Below are 17864 nucleotides of genomic sequence, written 5' to 3'. Positions count from 1 at the left end.
AAGTCCTGCTGAAAGCAGGACTTTTTTTTTATCATATTTTTTATGCAACTTTGTGGATATACTAACTAGGTCCACTTTACAAAAGTGTAGTTTTGTGTGTGGTAAATTTAACCGTTAAACGTTTATGAATAAAACTCATTTCAAGTTATTTGCTGCCTTTTTGCTCGGGACATCCTTTCTGCAAACAAAAGCGCAAGAAACCCTATTACTTCGAAACCCAAGTATCAGCGCCAACAATATCGCTTTTGTGTATGGTGGAGATATTTGGATTGCCGACAAAACCGGAGCAAATCCGAGACGCCTTACAACAAATCCAGGGGTGGAACAGAATCCAATGTTTTCTCCAGACGGCAAAAAAGTAGCATTCACAGGAAATTATGATGGAAATACAGACGTATATGTGATCCCTGTAACGGGTGGAGAGCCAAAACGTATCACTTATCATCCCTCTTCGGATGTATTGCGCGGATGGCTCAATAATGATGAAGTATATTATACTACATCTCGTGATTTCACCTATGCTTTAAGTCCACGGTTATACAGTTCCAATATTCAAATGTCGGGAATGGACAAAGCGCTCATTATGCCTGAGGCTACTCAGGGAAGCCCTTCTGCCGATGGTCGTTATTGGGCTTACATCAAGAATACTGACCCTACTGAAAGGGATCGAGTAGCCTTTAAGCGTTACCGGGGTGGTGGTATGCCAACCATTTGGATCTTTGATACCAAAACAAAAGAAATCGAGACTATTCCGAATGTTAAAAGTAATGATGTTAAGCCATTATGGTTGGGAACGAAGGTTTATTTCCTATCTGACCGCGATAAAATTGTCAATATTTTTAGTTACGACACCAAAACTAAAAAGGTTGAAAAACTAACAGATTTCAAAGATTATGACGTACGTTCCTTGAATGGGAATGGTAACGACTTGATTTTTGAATATGCTGGAGTATTGAATATACTGAATCTAAACGGAAATAAAATTACTCCTTTGCACATCACTGTGAATACAGATGTCATGTACAAAAGACCTTATTATAAAGATATCAAGGACGATATACGTTATGCTACATTATCTCCTACAGGTCAGCGAGCGTTATTTGAAGCACGTGGGGAGATCTTTACCGTACCAAAGGAAAAAGGAGAAGCTCGAAATTTATCTAATTCACCAGGTTCGCATGAACGTTTTCCAGATTGGTCTCCTAATGGCAAATGGGTCTCCTATATTTCAGATAAGAATGGGACCTATCAGTTGGTACTGATGGATCAGTTCGGAAAAGATCAGCCCTTATACTTTAATTTAGGGGAAACCAATTTCTATTTTGAACCGACTTGGTCACCAGATTCAAAGAAGCTTTTTTACAATGATGCGCATCTTAATCTGTACTATATTGATATTGCTTCCAAGGCTGTTGTCAAAGTCGCTGATGACAAATTAAGTGGTCAAACCGGGCGTGTATCCAATCATTTCCAACCAAGTTGGTCTCCAGATTCAAAATGGATATCCTTTATACGTACACTGGAAAACGGGGCACCTGCTGTGTTCATGTATAACTTAGATACAAAGAAAACTCAGCAAATTACGGATGGTATGAGCTCTGCCCGCAGTACTGCATTTTCGCAAGATGGTAAATATTTATTTTTCACGGCGAGTACAAATACAGGTTTAACAAATTCTGGTTTACATATGTCCGCTGTACAGCGTAATGTAGATTATGCAGTCTATGCTTTTATCCTGTCTAGCAAAACACCATCATTCTTTAAAAACGATAGTGATGATGAGCAAATCCGTGAAGATAAACCTGATAAAAAGGAAGAGGGAGAGAATAATAAAAAGGAACGTGTAAAAGAGAATGATAAAAAAGCTCCTAAAAAGGATAAGAAGGAAGAGTCAGTTGCAAGCAAGCCGGTTGACAAATCTATTCAGGTAGATTTCGATCGCATCGAGAATCGAATTGTTGCCCTCCCTTTGCCAGCCGGTCCTTACTGGAATTTAAATGGTTTGGTTCCAAATCAATTGACTTATCAACGTGGTGGAACAATCGGTGCATATGATTTTAAGGATCTTGAAAATAAAACCTTAGTGGAGAATGCACGTAGTTTTGTTATTAGTGCCGATGGTAAAAAGATGTTATATCAAACGGGAAATGGCTTCAATATTGTAACAGCTGGGCAAAAAGTAGCCTCTCCTACTGCTGGCGAAGTTAAGCTAGGTGGAATTCAGCAATTGGTGGATCCCGCAGCCGAATGGAAACAAGTATTCAATGAAGTTTGGTCGATGCAAAAAGACTATTTCTATGTAGAAAATATGCATGGTGCTGACTGGAAAGCGATGAAAACCAAATATGAAAAATTCTTACCTTTTGTAAACCATCGTTCCGATCTTGGTTATTTATTGAACGAAATGATGGGAGAAATGGTCGTGGGACACAATTATATCTATCCAGGAGATCAACCTTCCACGCCATCAGTTTCGGTTGGTGTGTTGGGAGCAGATTATACGCTAAAGAATGGTTATTATCAGATCGCCAAATTGTTTACGCGTCTTGAATGGAATCCATCGTTCAAAGCCCCATTGGCTGAACCGGGATTAAACATAAAAGAAGGAGACTATATTGTTGCTGTTAATGGTACTGAATTGACTGAGGATAAGGATATCTATAGTTTATTTGACAATACTGTTGGTAAACAAGTTACGTTGAAGATCAATTCAAAACCTTCTTTGGTTGGTGCACGTGAAGTAATCGTTAAACCGATCTCGTTTAGTGATGAAATGAACTTGCGTAACATGGAATGGGTCGAAAGGAACCGTAAAAAAGTAAATGAATTGAGCAATGGACAAATAGCTTATGTGTACATGCCGAATACCGGTCCTGAAGGGTATACCTATTTCAATCGGTATTACTTCGCTCAGATGGATAAAAAGGCTCTTCTAATGGACGAAAGAAACAACGGTGGTGGCTGGGTTGCCGATTATGTGATCGACCTCTTATCTCGCGAGTTGATCGCTGGCTGGGGAATTCGTGATGGAAAAGGATTTACAACTCCGGGAAATGGCATTTATGGACCAAAAGCCATGATTATTAATGAAAATGCAGGCTCAGGTGGGGATATGATGCCTTATATGTTCCGTTTTAAAGGACTTGGTAAATTGGTCGGTCGTACAACAATGGGGATTTTGGTTGGCATAAGCGGTTACCCTCCTTTGTTGGATGGAGGCCGTATTACTTCACCAAACTTCGGTGTCTATGACCTAAAAGGAAATTGGATTATCGAAAATGAAGGAGTCGCTCCTGATGTATTTATCGAACAATTGCCTAAAGATCTTTTGGAAGGCCGAGATCCACAGCTTGAAAGAACGGTGAAAATATTGTTGGAAGAAATGAAAACATATCCGTATAAAAATCTGCAGAAACCTGCTGATCCAATTCGAGTGAATTAGGATAATGACTAGTCCTGAAAAATCGATACAGGTTTTCAGTGATTAAAAATAAATAATTTAAACAGTAGTAGCCGATAGGTTGCTACTGTTTTTTGTTTTATAAGTTCTGAAGTTCATGTTTGATTTCATGTGCATCTGATTTGGAGTTAGCATATGATTAGACCAATGTGGTCTGTCATTATTATAGATATCGATTGCTTCAGCTACGATCTGCTTCATCAAATGTAGATCTAAATGATAGGTATCAATCATGAACTCTTGTTTGAGTATACCATTGATTCGTTCAGCGATGGCATTTTCATAAGGATCAGAGTTTTCTGTCATACTGCAACTGAGCTGGTACTTGCTTAGGTAATATTGGTATTCTTCTGCACAATATTGTACTCCTCTGTCGGAATGATGGATTAACGGCTCGTTTGTTTTTCTTTGTTTTTGTGCCATTTTTAGTGCATTTACAACATGCGGTGTGCACATGGTCTGTGAGACCTCAAAGCCAACAATTTTCTTCGAATAGGCATCTGTAACCAAACTCAGGTAACAGGGGCTTTCTCGCTTTCCTATATAAGTGATATCACTTACCCAAACCTGATTGGGACGGCAAACAGCCACTTCTTTAATAATATTCGGATATTTTCTAAATCTATGATGTGACATAGTGGTCGTATGATAGCTTCTTTTACGTGTAATTAACAAATGGTTGGCGCGTAAAATATCAAAGAATTTGTCTCTACCCACCTTTAATGCCCGTAGCTCCCTTGCCAACATATGGTAAAGTTTCCGTGTACCTATTCTTGGCTGGGTAGTGCGTATTTCATGAACTAAGTCCACAATTTTCCCGGCTATACCCTGGCTCCTGGCTATACGTTTGATCCTTCGATAATACACCTGCCTGTCTAACCCGAACAATCCACAAGTAAAACTTAGGCTTTCTTGTTTTTCTTGCCGGAAACGATTGATTGCGCGGGTTTCAAGTTTTTTCTTACGTCGATTTTATATTCTTTTTCTGCAATATCGATCATCATGTCAAAGATGATCGCTTTGGAATCAGCGATGTGATTCTGATGCTCAAGTTGAGCCTTTTGCTTCTCCAGCAGTCTGACTTTGGCTTCCAGTTCTAAAATGCGCTGTTCTGGTGACTTTGCCATATTGGATGGTATTTGATTCTCCCAATCAAAGTTACCATATTTTTTTAACCAATTGCGAATAGTGCTATCTCCCTGGATGCCATACTGTTTTTGAGCTTGGGAGAGTGTCAATTTCCCCGATTCAATCTCTTTAACGACATTCAGCTTCAATGTTAAAGTGTAATCACGCTGAGTCCGCTTTACATAATTTGTTCCTTCTTCCATAACGATTTTTTTTTGTGTATCGATATTTCAGGACGAGACATAATCTATATTAAAAAAAGGCTTTGGATTTTTCCAAAGCCTTTTTTTTGATCATATATGCTGTGTCAAATGTATTCGTATTCGGGATGATCGAATACCTCTGTTGGAGTTTTTACTGTATTTGGATGATATCGCACGTTGCCATTCGGCTAGTACAAACTAGACGGCAGAATTTGAATGAATGCGACAATTTTAATAAATCTTGCTTTTATTGCTATCTTTAACTGATATTTAATAGCTATGTTTCCTGAACAAACACCCCATCCGTTTCAATCTTTGTTACGATTGATCTTAATGGTTATCGGTTTTACCATTCTTTCGCAGATTATTGCTATTCTGATTATTGCAAGTTATTATACATTCACCAGGCAGGTCTTCTCATTGGAATCCTTAATGAATGGATCGGCCAATGAGATGCGCTTTATGTTGTTAATGAGCAGCTTGGGATCTTTTGTTGTGCCAGCTTATCTGATGAATACACGCGAAGGATATGGCATTACATATTTTAAACTGAAAAAATGGCCTAGCGGAATGCAATTTGGCTATATATTTTTAGCAATGCTTTCTTTTATGCCTTTGATGAGTCTGATCGGTCACTGGAATGAATCCTTACAATTGCCCGATAGTATGCAATCGTTGCAGCGTTGGATGGAGCGTAGCGAAAAGGAATCGGGTGATTTAATTAAGGGCATAATTATGGAGTCGAGTATATCCGGCTTTTTGTACAATATTGTTGTACTGGCCTTAATTCCGGCCATAGGTGAAGAATTGCTGTTTCGTGGTATTTTGCAAAAAATAATAGGAAGATGGTTGAGCAATCAGCATGTGGTTATATGGCTCGTTGCTATTATCTTCAGTGCGATACACCTGCAATTTTTTGGTTTTGTTCCCCGCATGTTATTGGGGGCTTTTTTTGGCTATCTTTATGTATGGAGCAAGAACATCATATTGCCCATCTTTGGGCACTTTGTCAATAATGCCGGAGCCACAATTGGAGCATTTTATTACGTAAGACAGGGAAAGAGTTATGATGAACTCAATGCATTTGAGTTACAATCTTGGTGGATATATCTTGTAGCCTTCATTTTTACTCTTATTTTTGTATTCTTATTTTATCGATCAACGCAAAAAGAAAACAATGGAGAACGATTGGAAAAAAATTAAAACATATACAAATGCTATTCAAGCCGAGATAGTCAAACAAATGTTGGAAGAGAATGGTATTCCGGCTGTCGCGTTGAATAAACAAGATTCTTCTTATCTGTTTGGAAAAATTGAACTTTATGTCAGCGAAGGATCTATCGAAGCAGCCGAAAGGTTAATTGAGGAGTCGGAGGGGGATTTTAGTTTATGAAAACAAGAGCAATAACCGGAGTAATCTTTGTGGCTGTTATGATAGCGGCTACTCTTTTGGGAGCTTATGTTTATTCCATCTTTTTTACCTTGCTAAGTACATGGTGTCTTTATGAATTCTATGGAATCGTTTCATCCGAAGAACGCGCTCCAAATAAAGTGATTGGTATCGCCCTGGCCTTGGTACTGTTTGTTTTGGGATCCTTAATTTCGATGGATCTGCTTGCGGTAAAATTTTTAGCACTGATTATTCCGTTTATAAGTGCGACTTATATTATTTCACTTTTTCAGAAGAGAGCTTTTCCTTTTAATGATATTGCCTATACTTTTTTGGGAATAGCTTATGTTACATTACCTTTTTTCCTGTTTTCCAAATTAGGGTTTATGCAAGGTACTTTTAACTATGTGCTGCCTTTAGGTTTTTTAATCTTATTGTGGACAAACGATACAGGGGCATATCTCGCTGGACGAAGCTTTGGAAAACGTAAACTATTCGAACGAATCTCACCAAAGAAAACATGGGAAGGTTTTTTCGGTGGATTGATTTTGGCAATTGTTGCTGCAGTGAATCTAGAGAAGTATTTTGGTTATCTACCGCTCTGGAAATGGGTAAGTATAGCGGCTATTATCAGTATTGTTGGAACATTGGGAGACTTAGTTGAGTCGATGTTAAAGCGTAGCTTGCACGTAAAAGATTCCGGAAATATATTGCCCGGACATGGTGGTTTTTTAGATAGATTTGATGGGTTGTTATTAGCGGCACCTATGGTCTATGTTTTCTTAATTTTAATCAATTGATTGTATTATGAGTCACATTCAAAAATCTACATTTGATTTTTTAACGGAATTGAAAGCCAATAATTCTCGGGAATGGTTTGCCGATAACAGAGCTAAATATGAAGCTGCATTGGTCGATGTGAGAAATTTTTTGACAGACTTAATTGCCGCTTTGAGCGAGTTTGACCCTAAAATCAATACTTCCATACAGGCAAGTAAATGTTTGTTTCGTATTTACCGTGATACCCGCTTTTCAAATGATAAAACACCTTATAAAAGTTGGTTTGGGGCAGGAATTTCAGTTGATGGAAGAAAGTTGCAGGGACCAGAGTACTATATTCATATTGGAGCAGAAAATTCATTTATTGCCTGTGGATATTGGCGTCCAGAAAAGCAACATTTGGAGGCAATAAGACAAGAAATTGATTACAGTGGTAATAAATTGGATGAAATTTTAAAAACAGTATTGACAGGCGGTAATATTGCACTTTTCAAAGAAGATTTACTGAAGCGTGCCCCTGCGGGCTATAGTGAGGATAATCCTTTTATTGACTTTATCAAATTGAAAAGTTTTGTGTTGGATAGATCTTTAACTATTAAGGATTTATCTGCAAAAAATGCGTTAGATAATATCGTGGCTTCCTATAAAAGCATGCTTCCTTTTAAAGAGTTCTTACAAGAAGCCATCGATACGGACTAATTATTCCGGTAAGCTGATTTTGCCCATGCAGACTGCGGGCGAATCTTTAATTTGTGCTACATTGGATTTGTTGCCTACCAACGTTTCATTTGCTAACAAAGCAAAGAGGACGGCCTCTTTTGCATCTGGATTGATACCTAATGTTGCAAAGCTTTCAACTTTACAGGTAGGTAAGCTCCTTTTGATGTAATCAAATAGCAAAGGATTGTGCAGTCCACCACCACTTATATATACAGCTACATCAGATAGTCCTTCTGACTGCTTTCGGATGCCATTGACCATCGCAAGGGCCGCAAAGCGATTGAGGGTCGCCATGACGTTTTCATGTAGAATATGAGTTGTTTTCGAACGCTCTTGCGCCTTTTCGAGATAAGCGAGATTAAATAGTTCGGGCCCGGTGGTTTTTGGAAAGGGCAGTGTTAGAAATTCTTCTGTTAATAATTGATTTAATAGCGCATCATTTACTTGTCCCTTTTTGGCCATATAGGCATCTCTATCCATCTCCTGATTAAAATTGGCCTTCATGTATTGGTTCATCATCGTATTGCCTGGACCGAGATCTGTTGCATAGGCTTTCAATTTTGTTTGATGGCTTGGGATAAATGTGAAATTAGAAATACCGCCAATATTCAGTAAGAATCGATTCTCTGTTGCATGCGAGAAAAGTAGATAGTCGCCATACGCCGCTAAAGGTGCCCCTTCTCCGCCCCCAGCAACATGTTTCTGTCTAAAGTCAGACAGGGTTATGATGCCGGTATTTACGGCAATATGATCTCCATCGCCGATCTGTAAGGTACTATTGGGCCAGTTGTGGTCTCTGGTCAATGATTGGGGAGCATGGTATACGGTTTGCCCATGGCTGGCTATACAATCAATCTCGCTGCTTGGTATATTCCATTGTTGTAATGCTGTATTGATTAATTTGGCATGCGTGATACCAATATAAGCATTAAGCCCCGAAAATAATTGTTGGTCGATATTTCGTTTTGCAAAGACTTCACGGACTCGTGCTCTAAAATCATCCTCATAATCCATTGTAGTAAAATGCTCTAGCTGTATTTTTGTTGTTTTACCTGCATTTTCTATGCGGCATACTGCGATATCAAGTCCATCCAGGGACGTTCCGGACATCAGGCCAATAATACGACGATCTTTCTTTTGTGAAATTTGATAAAGTCTTTCGATTTGAGGATTCATAGCTTAAAAATAAACACAAAAATGTTATGATGAATATCATTTTTGACAATTAAAGATATTTTGTAACTTCACGGCATTAAAAATCAAAAAATTAAATACAATGAATTTTCCAGCAGAATTGAAATACACCAAAGATCACGAATGGATTCGTGTTGAAGGTGATGAAGCAGTTGTAGGGATTACCGATTTCGCTCAACGTGAATTGGGTGACATCGTTTTTGTTGACATAAACACTGTAGGTGAGGAAGTTGCCGCTAATGAAGTTTTCGGTACAATTGAAGCTGTAAAAACAGTTTCTGATCTATTTTTACCTGTATCAGCTACGATTTTATCGGTTAATGAAGCTATTGATGCATCTCCTGAATTGGTCAATTCTGATCCTTATGGTGAAGGTTGGATTGTTCGTGTTAAATTGAACAATGTTGCTGATGTAGATGCTTTGTTATCTGCTGATCAATACAAAGAAGAGATCAACGCATAAATTTGATATATAACAAAAAAAATAGGGGCCTATTGGCCCCTATTTTTTTTGTTATCGTCGTTTATTGACTTTTTAATGTGGTCTTTATTTTTGCTTCAGGCATATCCACGGCACTTGTCATTTCTGTTATCTTGGTAAGGCAGGTTTTTTTATCCAAGACATAGAAACCCTGTACGTTGCCTACCTGATTTGCATCCGGTCCGAACATTTTTCCTTCAACATTTACTTTGTAGCCTAGTTCATTTGCTTCTATTAAAGTCATTGTGCTCTCCACCGAAATGCCTGAATCATCAGATTCCGTTTTGGAAGTCCACGAGTCACCGATTTTAACAGGCTGTTCAGGTAATACGGTACTTATATTTTCGAACATACTTTTATCAAATGGCATATTAATACCCTCAGGTAACTTGATATCAGAAGATTTGCCAAGTTGATCAACATTAAAGCTAATGCTATTTTCTAGTAATTTGCCTAAGGTAGCATGCATCTGTTTGGAAAACTCATTGGCTTCGGGGTTTTTCGAGTCGTAGGACATGTCCATTCCCGCCATATTCATTTTCATGTTTATTCCGGTATATTTAAGATCAAAGGCGAAGGTATTGTCTTTTTTCGTTGTATTGGTGATATCAAAGCCCATATTAAGGTCTGTAACCATTTTTTGGCCAGCAGCGTCAATATCCATTGTCATCACAAGGTTTTGCGATATTTTTTTCCCTGAATCGGGATTTACACGTAGTGTGTATTTCTTTTGTGCGGAAGCAGATATCACTAGAAATACAAATACGGCCATCAAAGAGGCAATTCTTAATTTTTTCATATATGGAATTTTAATTTTTTTAATAAGCAACAATCGGCCAGCTTAAATATAAAAAAAAATCCCTTTTACAGGGTAAAAGGGATTTTAATTTTTTAAGAATGTAATTCGTATTACTTCTTGATATAAGATACTTCTTTCACAGCTTTAACAACTTTCTCAACGCTAGGTAAAGCAGCTTCGATCAATGTTGGAGCATAAGGAAGAGGTACATCTGCACAATTTACGCGGATAACAGGGGCATCTAAATAATCAAATGCGTTACGTTGTACATTGAATGCTAAATCCGTAGAAATAGACGCCAATGGCCATGCTTCTTCCACGATTACCAAACGGTTTGTTTTCTTAACAGACGCGATGATTGTAGGGTAATCGATAGGACGTACCGAACGCAAGTCAATTAATTCAACGCTGATACCTTCTTTTTTCAATTCTTCAACTGCAGGAATGACAACGCGAGGAAGCATTTTACCAAAAGATACAATAGTTACATCTGTACCTTCTTGGATAATATTAGCTTTTCCGATTTCTAAGTAATATTCTTCTTCAGGAACTTGTCCTTTATCACCATACATGACCTCAGATTCCATGAAGATAACAGGATCTGGATCGATAATAGCTGATTTCAATAAACCTTTAGCTTCATATGGGTTCGAAGGAACCACAACTTTTAAACCTGGTGTATTTGCAAACCAGTTCTCAAAGTTTTGAGAGTGTTGTGCTGCAAGCTGACCAGCATTTCCTGTAGGACCACGGAAGACCATCGGAATAGAGAACTGTCCACCACTCATCGAGTGGATTTTAGCTGCTGCATTGATTACTTGGTCAATTGCAACAAGTGAGAAGTTGAATGTCATGAATTCAACAATTGGCTTCAAACCATTCATTGCAGCACCAACAGCAATACCAGCAAAACCAAGTTCCGCAATAGGTGTATCAATGATACGTTTTGCGCCGAATTCATCAAGCATACCCTGACTTACTTTGTAAGCTCCGTTATACTCAGCAACTTCTTCTCCTAATAAAAATATTTTGTCGTCTTTACGCATTTCTTCGTTCATTGCTTCACGAAGTGCTTCTCTGAATTGTATTTCTCTCATCAGTTGTAAAATAGTGTCAATTTTTAGATCACAAATCTACTATTTAAAATTGATATTTTGAAGATTTGAACCCGCTAATTCTATAGTTTTATGTCATTTTTTAATAAGTATATGACTTTCGTATTAAATTTTTGAATATAAGCTGTTCAGATATTCCATTGTTTTTATAAGTGCCTTATTACTATTCATTATCGCTAACGGAATGTTCCACGTGGCACGGTTCCTTCTTTCCACGTAATTTGAAATACCGCGAATCTCAATCACGGGAATTGTCATTTTATCGGCGGCATAGAAAACCGCAGCCCCTTCCATACTTTCAACAAGGCTATTAGGATGCAGTTTTTTAATTTTTTCGATACTTTCTGTGCTACCATGGACTTTGTTTACGGTAATTCCTTCCCCCTGTTTTAGAAAAGGAAGCCTAAGCTCTTTGTCATTCAGTAAGCACGAGTTAAATGTAGACCTTCCATAGCCCAATTGGTCTATTGGAATAAAATTATGACCGTCTTCCGCGCCTAGTTCAACAAATGATTCCGAAACAACTTGAATAACCGAGCCTATTTCAATCGTACGATCCAAACATCCTCCTATCCCGACATTAATAAGGAGATCATATTTTTTTTCGTGTAGCATTCTTCCCAGCTCAAAGGCTGTGGCGACCATGCCTACACCAGTTACTAGGGTATCGCATTGATCGTAATTTGATACCACTTCCAGAAAAGGCTGCAATTCAAATGAAGTAGCCGCAATAATTAATATTTGCATGACGAGCTCGTTTTGGATTGAAAATTACAAATTATCTTGCAAGCGCACCTCTTTTTAGCATAAAAATAACATGCTTGCAATGCGTCCTGCATAGAAACCCGAGCTTGATGTTAATAGGGCTAACAGTTTTTTTGCTACGATCTCCTCTTTTATAATGCTGTACGAACTGTATAGTTTTTGTCCTGATGCTATTGGAAACAGTACTAATCTGTCGATATAATCGCTTGAATTAGTTTAGATTTTATATACTCTTAGTTTAGGGTTTAGTTAGGGATACTATAGGTAAAATCTATGTAAAACCTAAACTAACCCTAACTAAACCCTAAGTAAACCCTAACTAAAGGTAAAAGAAATTTGCCTTAAAAATCAGCCATCGTTGTCGTTCTTTTTAAACAAAGAGTGTTTACACTCCGCTACAAAATTTTATATCAAATCATTCTTGAAAGCGAGTTATGAGTAAGGATAAAGTGCTTAGATTTTTGCCTGTTTGTTCAATAAGAGAAAAAGCACTTCATTATATTACTATATTCTGACGGCATTCCTTAAATTGAGATGTTTTAATTGCACTTAAAGCCTTATCTTTGTATCATTATGGTATTTATAACTCGTCGTGAACGTTTCTGTGCTGCGCACAAGCTCTATCGTGAAGACTGGAGTAAGGAGCAGAATGAACAGGTATTTGGTCTTTGCTCCAATCCAAATTGGCATGGACATAATTATGATCTTTATGTAACAGTTAAAGGAAAAGTAAACCCGGAGACTGGTTTTTTGATCGATTTAAAGATCATGAAAGAAATAATCAATCGTAGTATCATTGACAAAGTCGATCACCGTAATTTCAATTTAGATGTTGATTTTATGAAAGGAGTCATGGCTTCTACGGAGAATATCGCAATCGAAATATTTAAGATCTTAAAACCGTTATTTGATGAACAGGGTGTGGTCTTGCATAGTGTCCGTTTGCATGAAACAGAAAATAATTACGTCGAATATTTTGGCGATTAATCTTTAATACATTTAAATAGTAGAAACTATGAGTCAACACTCATTTGACAACGAAGAGTTGGATGGATATATTAAGATCGACAAATACAATACTGAAAAGGTAGATCGCATCGCTGCTCATTATACAGATATATTGGAATGTCTGGGGGAAGATCCAAAACGCGAAGGTTTAGTGAAAACACCAGAACGTGTTGCAAAGGCACTGCAATTTCTGACACATGGCTATGATATCGATGCTGCGGAGGTATTACGTGGTGCTATGTTTGAGGAAGACTATAGTCAAATGGTCGTCGTTAAGGATATTGAAGTATATTCTCTTTGTGAGCACCATATGTTACCTTTCTTTGGTAAAGCCCATATTGCATATATTCCAAATGGCCATATTGTAGGTTTAAGCAAGATACCACGTGTCGTTGATATTTTTGCGCGTCGTCTGCAGGTTCAGGAACGTCTCACCAATGAGATCAGAGATTGTATTCAAGAAACTTTAGGCGCTCGTGGAGTAGCTGTGGTTATGGAATGCAAGCACATGTGTATGGCGATGCGCGGAGTTCAGAAACAGAATTCCGTAACGACTACCTCTGCATTTACTGGAGCATTCCAAAATGATGTGACAAGATCCGAATTTTTACGCTTGATCACTGCTGATCTTGCTTAGTATATTTGTTGTTTAATAATAAAAAAAGCCCCCCCTAAAAGATCATCTCTTAGGGGGGCTTTTTTTTGATGAAATTTGGAAACAAAATAGAAAATCAAAAAATGGCAATATGGCTTTTTTATGCATCTGACGCGATTTCCGAAAAATGCTCTTTACAAAGGGATAATTGTATTTTACTGGTATTCAGCTTTTTGTAAAAAAAAGTTTTTATCATAAAAATGTTTTTTGGTACCTTTGTGGTTATGGAAATTGTTGCCGACGATTTAGAGTCCTATTTGGAACATACTACAGACGAGGAAAATTCGTTACTGAAAAGGGTAAATCGGGAGACATATTTGAAGGAAACAATGCCCCATATGTTATCTGGACACTACCAGGGAAGAGTTCTTTCTTTATTGAGTAAATTGGTTGCTCCGAAACGTATCTTGGAGATAGGAACGTTTACGGGATACGCAACGTTGTGTCTCGCAGAAGGGCTGCAGGAAGATGGGATATTACATACTATCGATATCAATGCAGAGCAACAGGAACGCGTCCAAGGTTATTTTGATGAATCGGCATTTGCTGATAAAATCAGATATCATATTGGAGATGCAGCGATAATACTACCTACATTAGATGAAACATTTGATCTGGTATTTATCGACGCGGACAAAAAGAGAAATTTATATTATTTCGAAACGATAATAAATCAAGTTCCGTCTGGGGGACTAATTTTGATTGACAATGTCTTATGGAAAGGTAAGGTGTTAGATTCAAAACCAGACAACCAAACAAAGCAGATCATTGATTTGAATGCACGTTTAGCTCAGGACAAGCGCGTAGAAAAGGTAATATTACCGATTCGAGACGGACTTTTTGCCTTACGCAAGAAGTAATTTGTGAACTAAAACATTCTTCATGAATTTAAAACAATTTAAAAGCTTTGTACTGTTACTAGCTTTGGGAACTTTTGGATTAACAAAAGTTTCAGCTCAAAGTAATGCGGCATATGTCGATAAGTACAGTCCAATAGCAAAAGAAATGATGGAGGAACACGGTGTTCCAGCATCGGTTATCTTAGCCATCGCTATGCATGAAAGCGGAAATGGTGGTAGCAGGGTAGCAAAAAATTTGAATAACCATTTTGGTGTCAAAGGAAAAAACAACAGTACCGTTATTCGGTCAGCTTACAAAGGTTATCGGTCTGTAATGGACTCGTATGATGATTTTGTAGGAATAGTAAAAAGAAAAAAGACTACTCAGAGTCTTTTTGAAAAACATCCTGGTGAAAAATACGAAGCTTGGGTAAAAGCGATTGCTCGTTCGGGTTACTCTACGAGTAAAGGTTGGACAGCAAAAGTACTCGCTACTATTAGACAATATCATTTGGATATGTTTGATAATGATGCTAAGCAAAATAGATTCTCGTCAACAAAAAAATAAGCGCGACATTATTGCATGAAGAAGTTTTTTTATGGCATGTTTGTATTCATGATGTTGATTACATCATGTTCAAGCCGGAGAGGCACAATATCCTCCTCTAAATCTGGCTCCAATTCAAAAACTTCTTCATCCTCTTCTGTGGGACGACCGACCATGGCTGGCAACGACTATATTGCTCATTACAAAGATGTGGCCGTTGCAGAAATGAATAAATATGGTATTCCTGCGAGCATTAAACTTGCTCAGGCTTTACTGGAATCCGGTAATGGTAACAGTTATCTTGCGCGTGAGGCTAATAATCATTTCGGTATTAAATGTGGCGGAGTTTGGAAAGGAAAATCCGTGACTCGTCCCGATGATAATATCAATGACTGCTTTCGGGTTTATGAAAATCCCGAACAATCTTTTCGGGATCACTCAGAGTTTCTGTTACGACCGCGATATGCGGCACTCTTTAAGTTGGATAAGAACGACTATAAAGGCTGGGCCAAAGGCTTGAAAGCGGCTGGATACGCCACCAATCCGCGTTATCCTGAATTGCTGATCGAAATGATCGAAAGATATCATCTTGATCAATACGATCGCGGTGAATCGCCACGTGAAAAGGTTGTACGTGAAGAGACTGTTCAGGTCGAGATCGTACAGAATGTACAAGAAACCCCTCCTACCGTCGTAAAGACAGAAGAAATCAAGAGCCCGGTAGCTATGCGTATTCATGAGGTTAAAGCTCAGGATACGTTATATTCGCTCAGTAAGCTGTACAATGTATCCGTTGATCAGATCAAATCCCTAAACGGTCTTACCGATGATGCCTTATCTTTAGGTCAGCTATTGGTTATATCTAAATAGTTACGCTTTAAAAGATGTTAAATATTTCGCTTTTGTACAGCGATATAGTAGTTTTACGAAAGTGATACTATTGCGATATATTTTTCTACTTATTGCCCTTACGGGCTTTACTTCTCCACTTTTTTGCCAAGATAAAAAAGTCGAGGGTATCGTTTTTGATAAAAATACCAAACAACGTATTGGAAATGTAAAGCTGGCCAACTTACGTACCGGGGAGGTCAATTATAATACTATTAAAGGCGAGTTTGTCTTTAATGCACAACTAGGAGATCCTATTGTTGCGATATGTAAAGGCTATTTTCCAGATACTCTTCAGGTGGATAACCGTGGATTGTTGCTGTTTCATTTGGTACGTGAATCGTTTTATATTGATGAAGTTCAGGTTTTTGCACGCAAGACGCCAGAAGAAATTCTGAAAAAAGCAAAAGAGGATTATGAGAAAGCGTATCGTCTTGCGGGTTATGGAGACGTATTTTCTGTCGGCCCCAACGGTGCTGGATTAAGCATCAATTCAATTTATAGTTTATTTAGCAAGGAGGCTAAAAGAGCACGTCGACTAACTAAAACCATTGAAAACGATTATAAGGAAAATGTGATCGATTACAAATTTACAAAAGAGCTTATCAGTAAGATTACAGGATTAAATAGCGAAGAGGCTGAACGATTTAGAAGGATATTTAGACCCTCCTATTTCTTTGTTCTCTCAGCGAGTGATTATGAATTGGTGAATTATATCAAAGATTGTTATTCACGGTATCAATTGAACCCTTCGCAATATTTTATTGAGCCTTTTCCAACAATTAATTATAAATTAGTACCGTAAACAAAAAATAGACGTTTTCAGAATGAAGTTATTCAATTTTGTCGGCATGGCTCTGCTTTGCCTTTCTATTACCAGCTTAAAAGCACAGGATCTGAAAGATCTTCGAGCAAAACCAGATACCGTAATTTCTGTACAGAAAGAGCAACCATTAAATATTAAAACGATTCGTCCTATAGTTCCAAAACTAAACTTAGAGGTAGACTATTGGAAACATTGGACAAAATTCGGGATCAATTTAAACCAGGCGTCATTTAATGATAATTGGAAAGGTGGTGGTGTTGGTTCTATTGCTGTAGGATTGAATGCGAATCATAAATCGGATTATACGAAGGACAATTTCAATTTTGTGACCGAAGTTGATTTACGTTATGGAAAGATAAAGAATACCAATAATATTGCGAAGAAGAATAATGACCGTATATTTTGGGATAATAAGCTTTCTTATAAATTGTCTGCCAATTGGGCATTGTTTACGTCGGTGACATTTGAGTCACAATTTGATGCCGGTTATAGGTATAAAACGGCAAATGGTCGAGATACGATTGATTATATTGAAAATGCTTTTATGGCACCAGCTTATCTGACAGAATCTTTCGGTCTTGAATATAAGCCGAGTAATGAGTTTTCCCTACGTTTCGGTACGGGTACTGCACGCCAGACTTTTATCTTGGATGAGCGAGTTAAGCCTCGTTCGGCAGAAAGTTTCTATCAGAAATATGGCTATTATCTTTTGCCTGATATGAGTAAGCCAGAATCTGAAAGCAATAAGCGAAAAGGTACTGGTGAACGATTTGGTGTAAAGGAAGACCGTTCTTTTGCCAATGCACTGGCATTTCAGCTAACGGGTAACCTGGACAAAAACTTCACAGATAAACTGAATGTAAAAGCTCGTTATAACCTTTTTGCTGACTACGAGAAACTTTCCAACCCTACACACCGTTTGGATGTAACTGTAACGGCAAAAGTCACGAGAGTCATCAATGTGAACTTAAATGGTATCATGATCTATGATCCAGATGTCATTTCAAGAGTGCAGTTGAGCCAGTCATTGGCGATGGGTATAGTCTATAGTTTACCAAAATAATGT

General features: G+C 37.9%; 19 protein-coding genes. 13 read left to right on the top strand and 6 right to left on the bottom strand.

Annotated features, from left to right (window positions below):
- Positions 1-124 precede the first annotated feature (124 nt).
- Positions 125-3442: a PDZ domain-containing protein gene (locus ACLCDV_RS25880; RefSeq protein ID WP_411972571.1), complete on the top strand. Its 3318-nt coding sequence runs from the start codon at positions 125-127 to the stop codon at positions 3440-3442.
- Between the two features lie 57 nt (positions 3443-3499).
- Here ACLCDV_RS25880 and ACLCDV_RS25875 read toward each other — a convergent pair whose 3' ends face one another.
- Positions 3500-4348 carry an IS3 family transposase gene (locus ACLCDV_RS25875; protein WP_411972570.1) on the bottom strand — a complete coding sequence of 283 codons (849 nt, stop codon included), beginning with the start codon at positions 4346-4348 and terminating at the stop codon, positions 3500-3502.
- 14 nt (positions 4349-4362) lie between these two features.
- Positions 4363-4791: a helix-turn-helix domain-containing protein gene (locus ACLCDV_RS25870; protein ID WP_289011629.1), complete on the bottom strand. Its 429-nt coding sequence runs from the start codon at positions 4789-4791 to the stop codon at positions 4363-4365.
- Positions 4792-5070: 279 nt separating this feature from the next.
- Between ACLCDV_RS25870 and ACLCDV_RS25865 the strand changes: the two genes are divergently transcribed.
- Genes ACLCDV_RS25865 through ACLCDV_RS25850 form a run of 4 tightly spaced genes read left to right on the top strand, consistent with a single transcriptional unit; the run spans position 5071 to position 7660 of the window.
- Positions 5071-5994 carry a CPBP family intramembrane glutamic endopeptidase gene (locus tag ACLCDV_RS25865; protein WP_317669014.1) on the top strand — a complete coding sequence of 308 codons (924 nt, stop codon included), beginning with the start codon at positions 5071-5073 and terminating at the stop codon, positions 5992-5994.
- On the top strand, positions 5969-6184 hold the full coding sequence (locus tag ACLCDV_RS25860; RefSeq protein ID WP_083663420.1) for a DUF2007 domain-containing protein: 216 nt from the start codon (positions 5969-5971) through the stop codon (positions 6182-6184). The genes ACLCDV_RS25865 and ACLCDV_RS25860 overlap by 26 nt, the downstream gene beginning before the upstream one ends.
- A complete protein-coding gene (locus tag ACLCDV_RS25855; RefSeq protein WP_411972569.1) occupies positions 6181-6981 on the top strand; it encodes a phosphatidate cytidylyltransferase in 801 nt (266 codons plus the stop codon). The genes ACLCDV_RS25860 and ACLCDV_RS25855 overlap by 4 nt, the downstream gene beginning before the upstream one ends.
- A gap of 7 nt (positions 6982-6988) precedes the next feature.
- The gene (locus tag ACLCDV_RS25850) at positions 6989-7660 is read left to right on the top strand and encodes a DUF2461 domain-containing protein (RefSeq protein ID WP_333576066.1); all 672 of its coding nucleotides are present in this window, start codon (positions 6989-6991) and stop codon (positions 7658-7660) included.
- Here ACLCDV_RS25850 and ACLCDV_RS25845 read toward each other — a convergent pair whose 3' ends face one another.
- On the bottom strand, positions 7661-8857 hold the full coding sequence (locus tag ACLCDV_RS25845; protein ID WP_411972568.1) for an anhydro-N-acetylmuramic acid kinase: 1197 nt from the start codon (positions 8855-8857) through the stop codon (positions 7661-7663).
- A gap of 100 nt (positions 8858-8957) precedes the next feature.
- On the opposite strand from ACLCDV_RS25845, the gene gcvH reads away from it, so the two are divergent.
- Positions 8958-9338 (top strand): glycine cleavage system protein GcvH, encoded by a 381-nt coding sequence (gene gcvH, locus ACLCDV_RS25840; protein WP_317669018.1) that lies wholly within the window; start codon positions 8958-8960, stop codon positions 9336-9338.
- A gap of 61 nt (positions 9339-9399) precedes the next feature.
- Here the strand turns inward: gcvH and ACLCDV_RS25835 are convergent, their stop codons facing one another.
- The 3 genes from ACLCDV_RS25835 to mqnB form a co-directional block, all read right to left on the bottom strand.
- Entirely contained in the window at positions 9400-10155 is a 756-nt protein-coding gene (locus ACLCDV_RS25835) for a DUF6263 family protein (protein WP_411972567.1), read from the bottom strand.
- A gap of 110 nt (positions 10156-10265) precedes the next feature.
- Positions 10266-11252: a pyruvate dehydrogenase complex E1 component subunit beta gene (locus ACLCDV_RS25830; protein ID WP_112375156.1), complete on the bottom strand. Its 987-nt coding sequence runs from the start codon at positions 11250-11252 to the stop codon at positions 10266-10268.
- A gap of 123 nt (positions 11253-11375) precedes the next feature.
- Positions 11376-12017 (bottom strand): futalosine hydrolase, encoded by a 642-nt coding sequence (mqnB, locus tag ACLCDV_RS25825; protein WP_411972566.1) that lies wholly within the window; start codon positions 12015-12017, stop codon positions 11376-11378.
- 591 nt (positions 12018-12608) lie between these two features.
- Here mqnB and ACLCDV_RS25820 point away from each other — a divergent pair.
- The 7 genes from ACLCDV_RS25820 to ACLCDV_RS25790 all read left to right on the top strand — a co-directional run bounded on the left by ACLCDV_RS25820 (position 12609) and on the right by ACLCDV_RS25790 (position 17861).
- Positions 12609-13022: a 6-carboxytetrahydropterin synthase gene (locus ACLCDV_RS25820; protein WP_313264928.1), complete on the top strand. Its 414-nt coding sequence runs from the start codon at positions 12609-12611 to the stop codon at positions 13020-13022.
- Between the two features lie 28 nt (positions 13023-13050).
- A complete protein-coding gene (folE, locus tag ACLCDV_RS25815; RefSeq protein ID WP_046673193.1) occupies positions 13051-13680 on the top strand; it encodes a GTP cyclohydrolase I FolE in 630 nt (209 codons plus the stop codon).
- Positions 13681-13922: 242 nt separating this feature from the next.
- A complete protein-coding gene (locus ACLCDV_RS25810; protein ID WP_317669763.1) occupies positions 13923-14558 on the top strand; it encodes an O-methyltransferase in 636 nt (211 codons plus the stop codon).
- Between the two features lie 22 nt (positions 14559-14580).
- On the top strand, positions 14581-15105 hold the full coding sequence (locus ACLCDV_RS25805; protein ID WP_411972565.1) for a glucosaminidase domain-containing protein: 525 nt from the start codon (positions 14581-14583) through the stop codon (positions 15103-15105).
- 15 nt (positions 15106-15120) lie between these two features.
- Positions 15121-15954: a glucosaminidase domain-containing protein gene (locus ACLCDV_RS25800; RefSeq protein ID WP_112375153.1), complete on the top strand. Its 834-nt coding sequence runs from the start codon at positions 15121-15123 to the stop codon at positions 15952-15954.
- Between the two features lie 70 nt (positions 15955-16024).
- The gene (locus ACLCDV_RS25795; RefSeq protein ID WP_411972564.1) at positions 16025-16777 is read left to right on the top strand and encodes a hypothetical protein; all 753 of its coding nucleotides are present in this window, start codon (positions 16025-16027) and stop codon (positions 16775-16777) included.
- 22 nt (positions 16778-16799) lie between these two features.
- The gene (locus ACLCDV_RS25790) at positions 16800-17861 is read left to right on the top strand and encodes a DUF3078 domain-containing protein (RefSeq protein ID WP_411972563.1); all 1062 of its coding nucleotides are present in this window, start codon (positions 16800-16802) and stop codon (positions 17859-17861) included.
- The last annotated feature ends 3 nt before the right edge of the window (positions 17862-17864 follow it).

It is taken from the genome of Sphingobacterium sp. Lzh-3, assembly GCF_046764375.1.
Lineage (GTDB): Bacteria > Bacteroidota > Bacteroidia > Sphingobacteriales > Sphingobacteriaceae > Sphingobacterium.
Note: the sequence above shows the minus strand (reverse complement) of the source record. Positions and strands in the feature narration are given on the sequence as shown.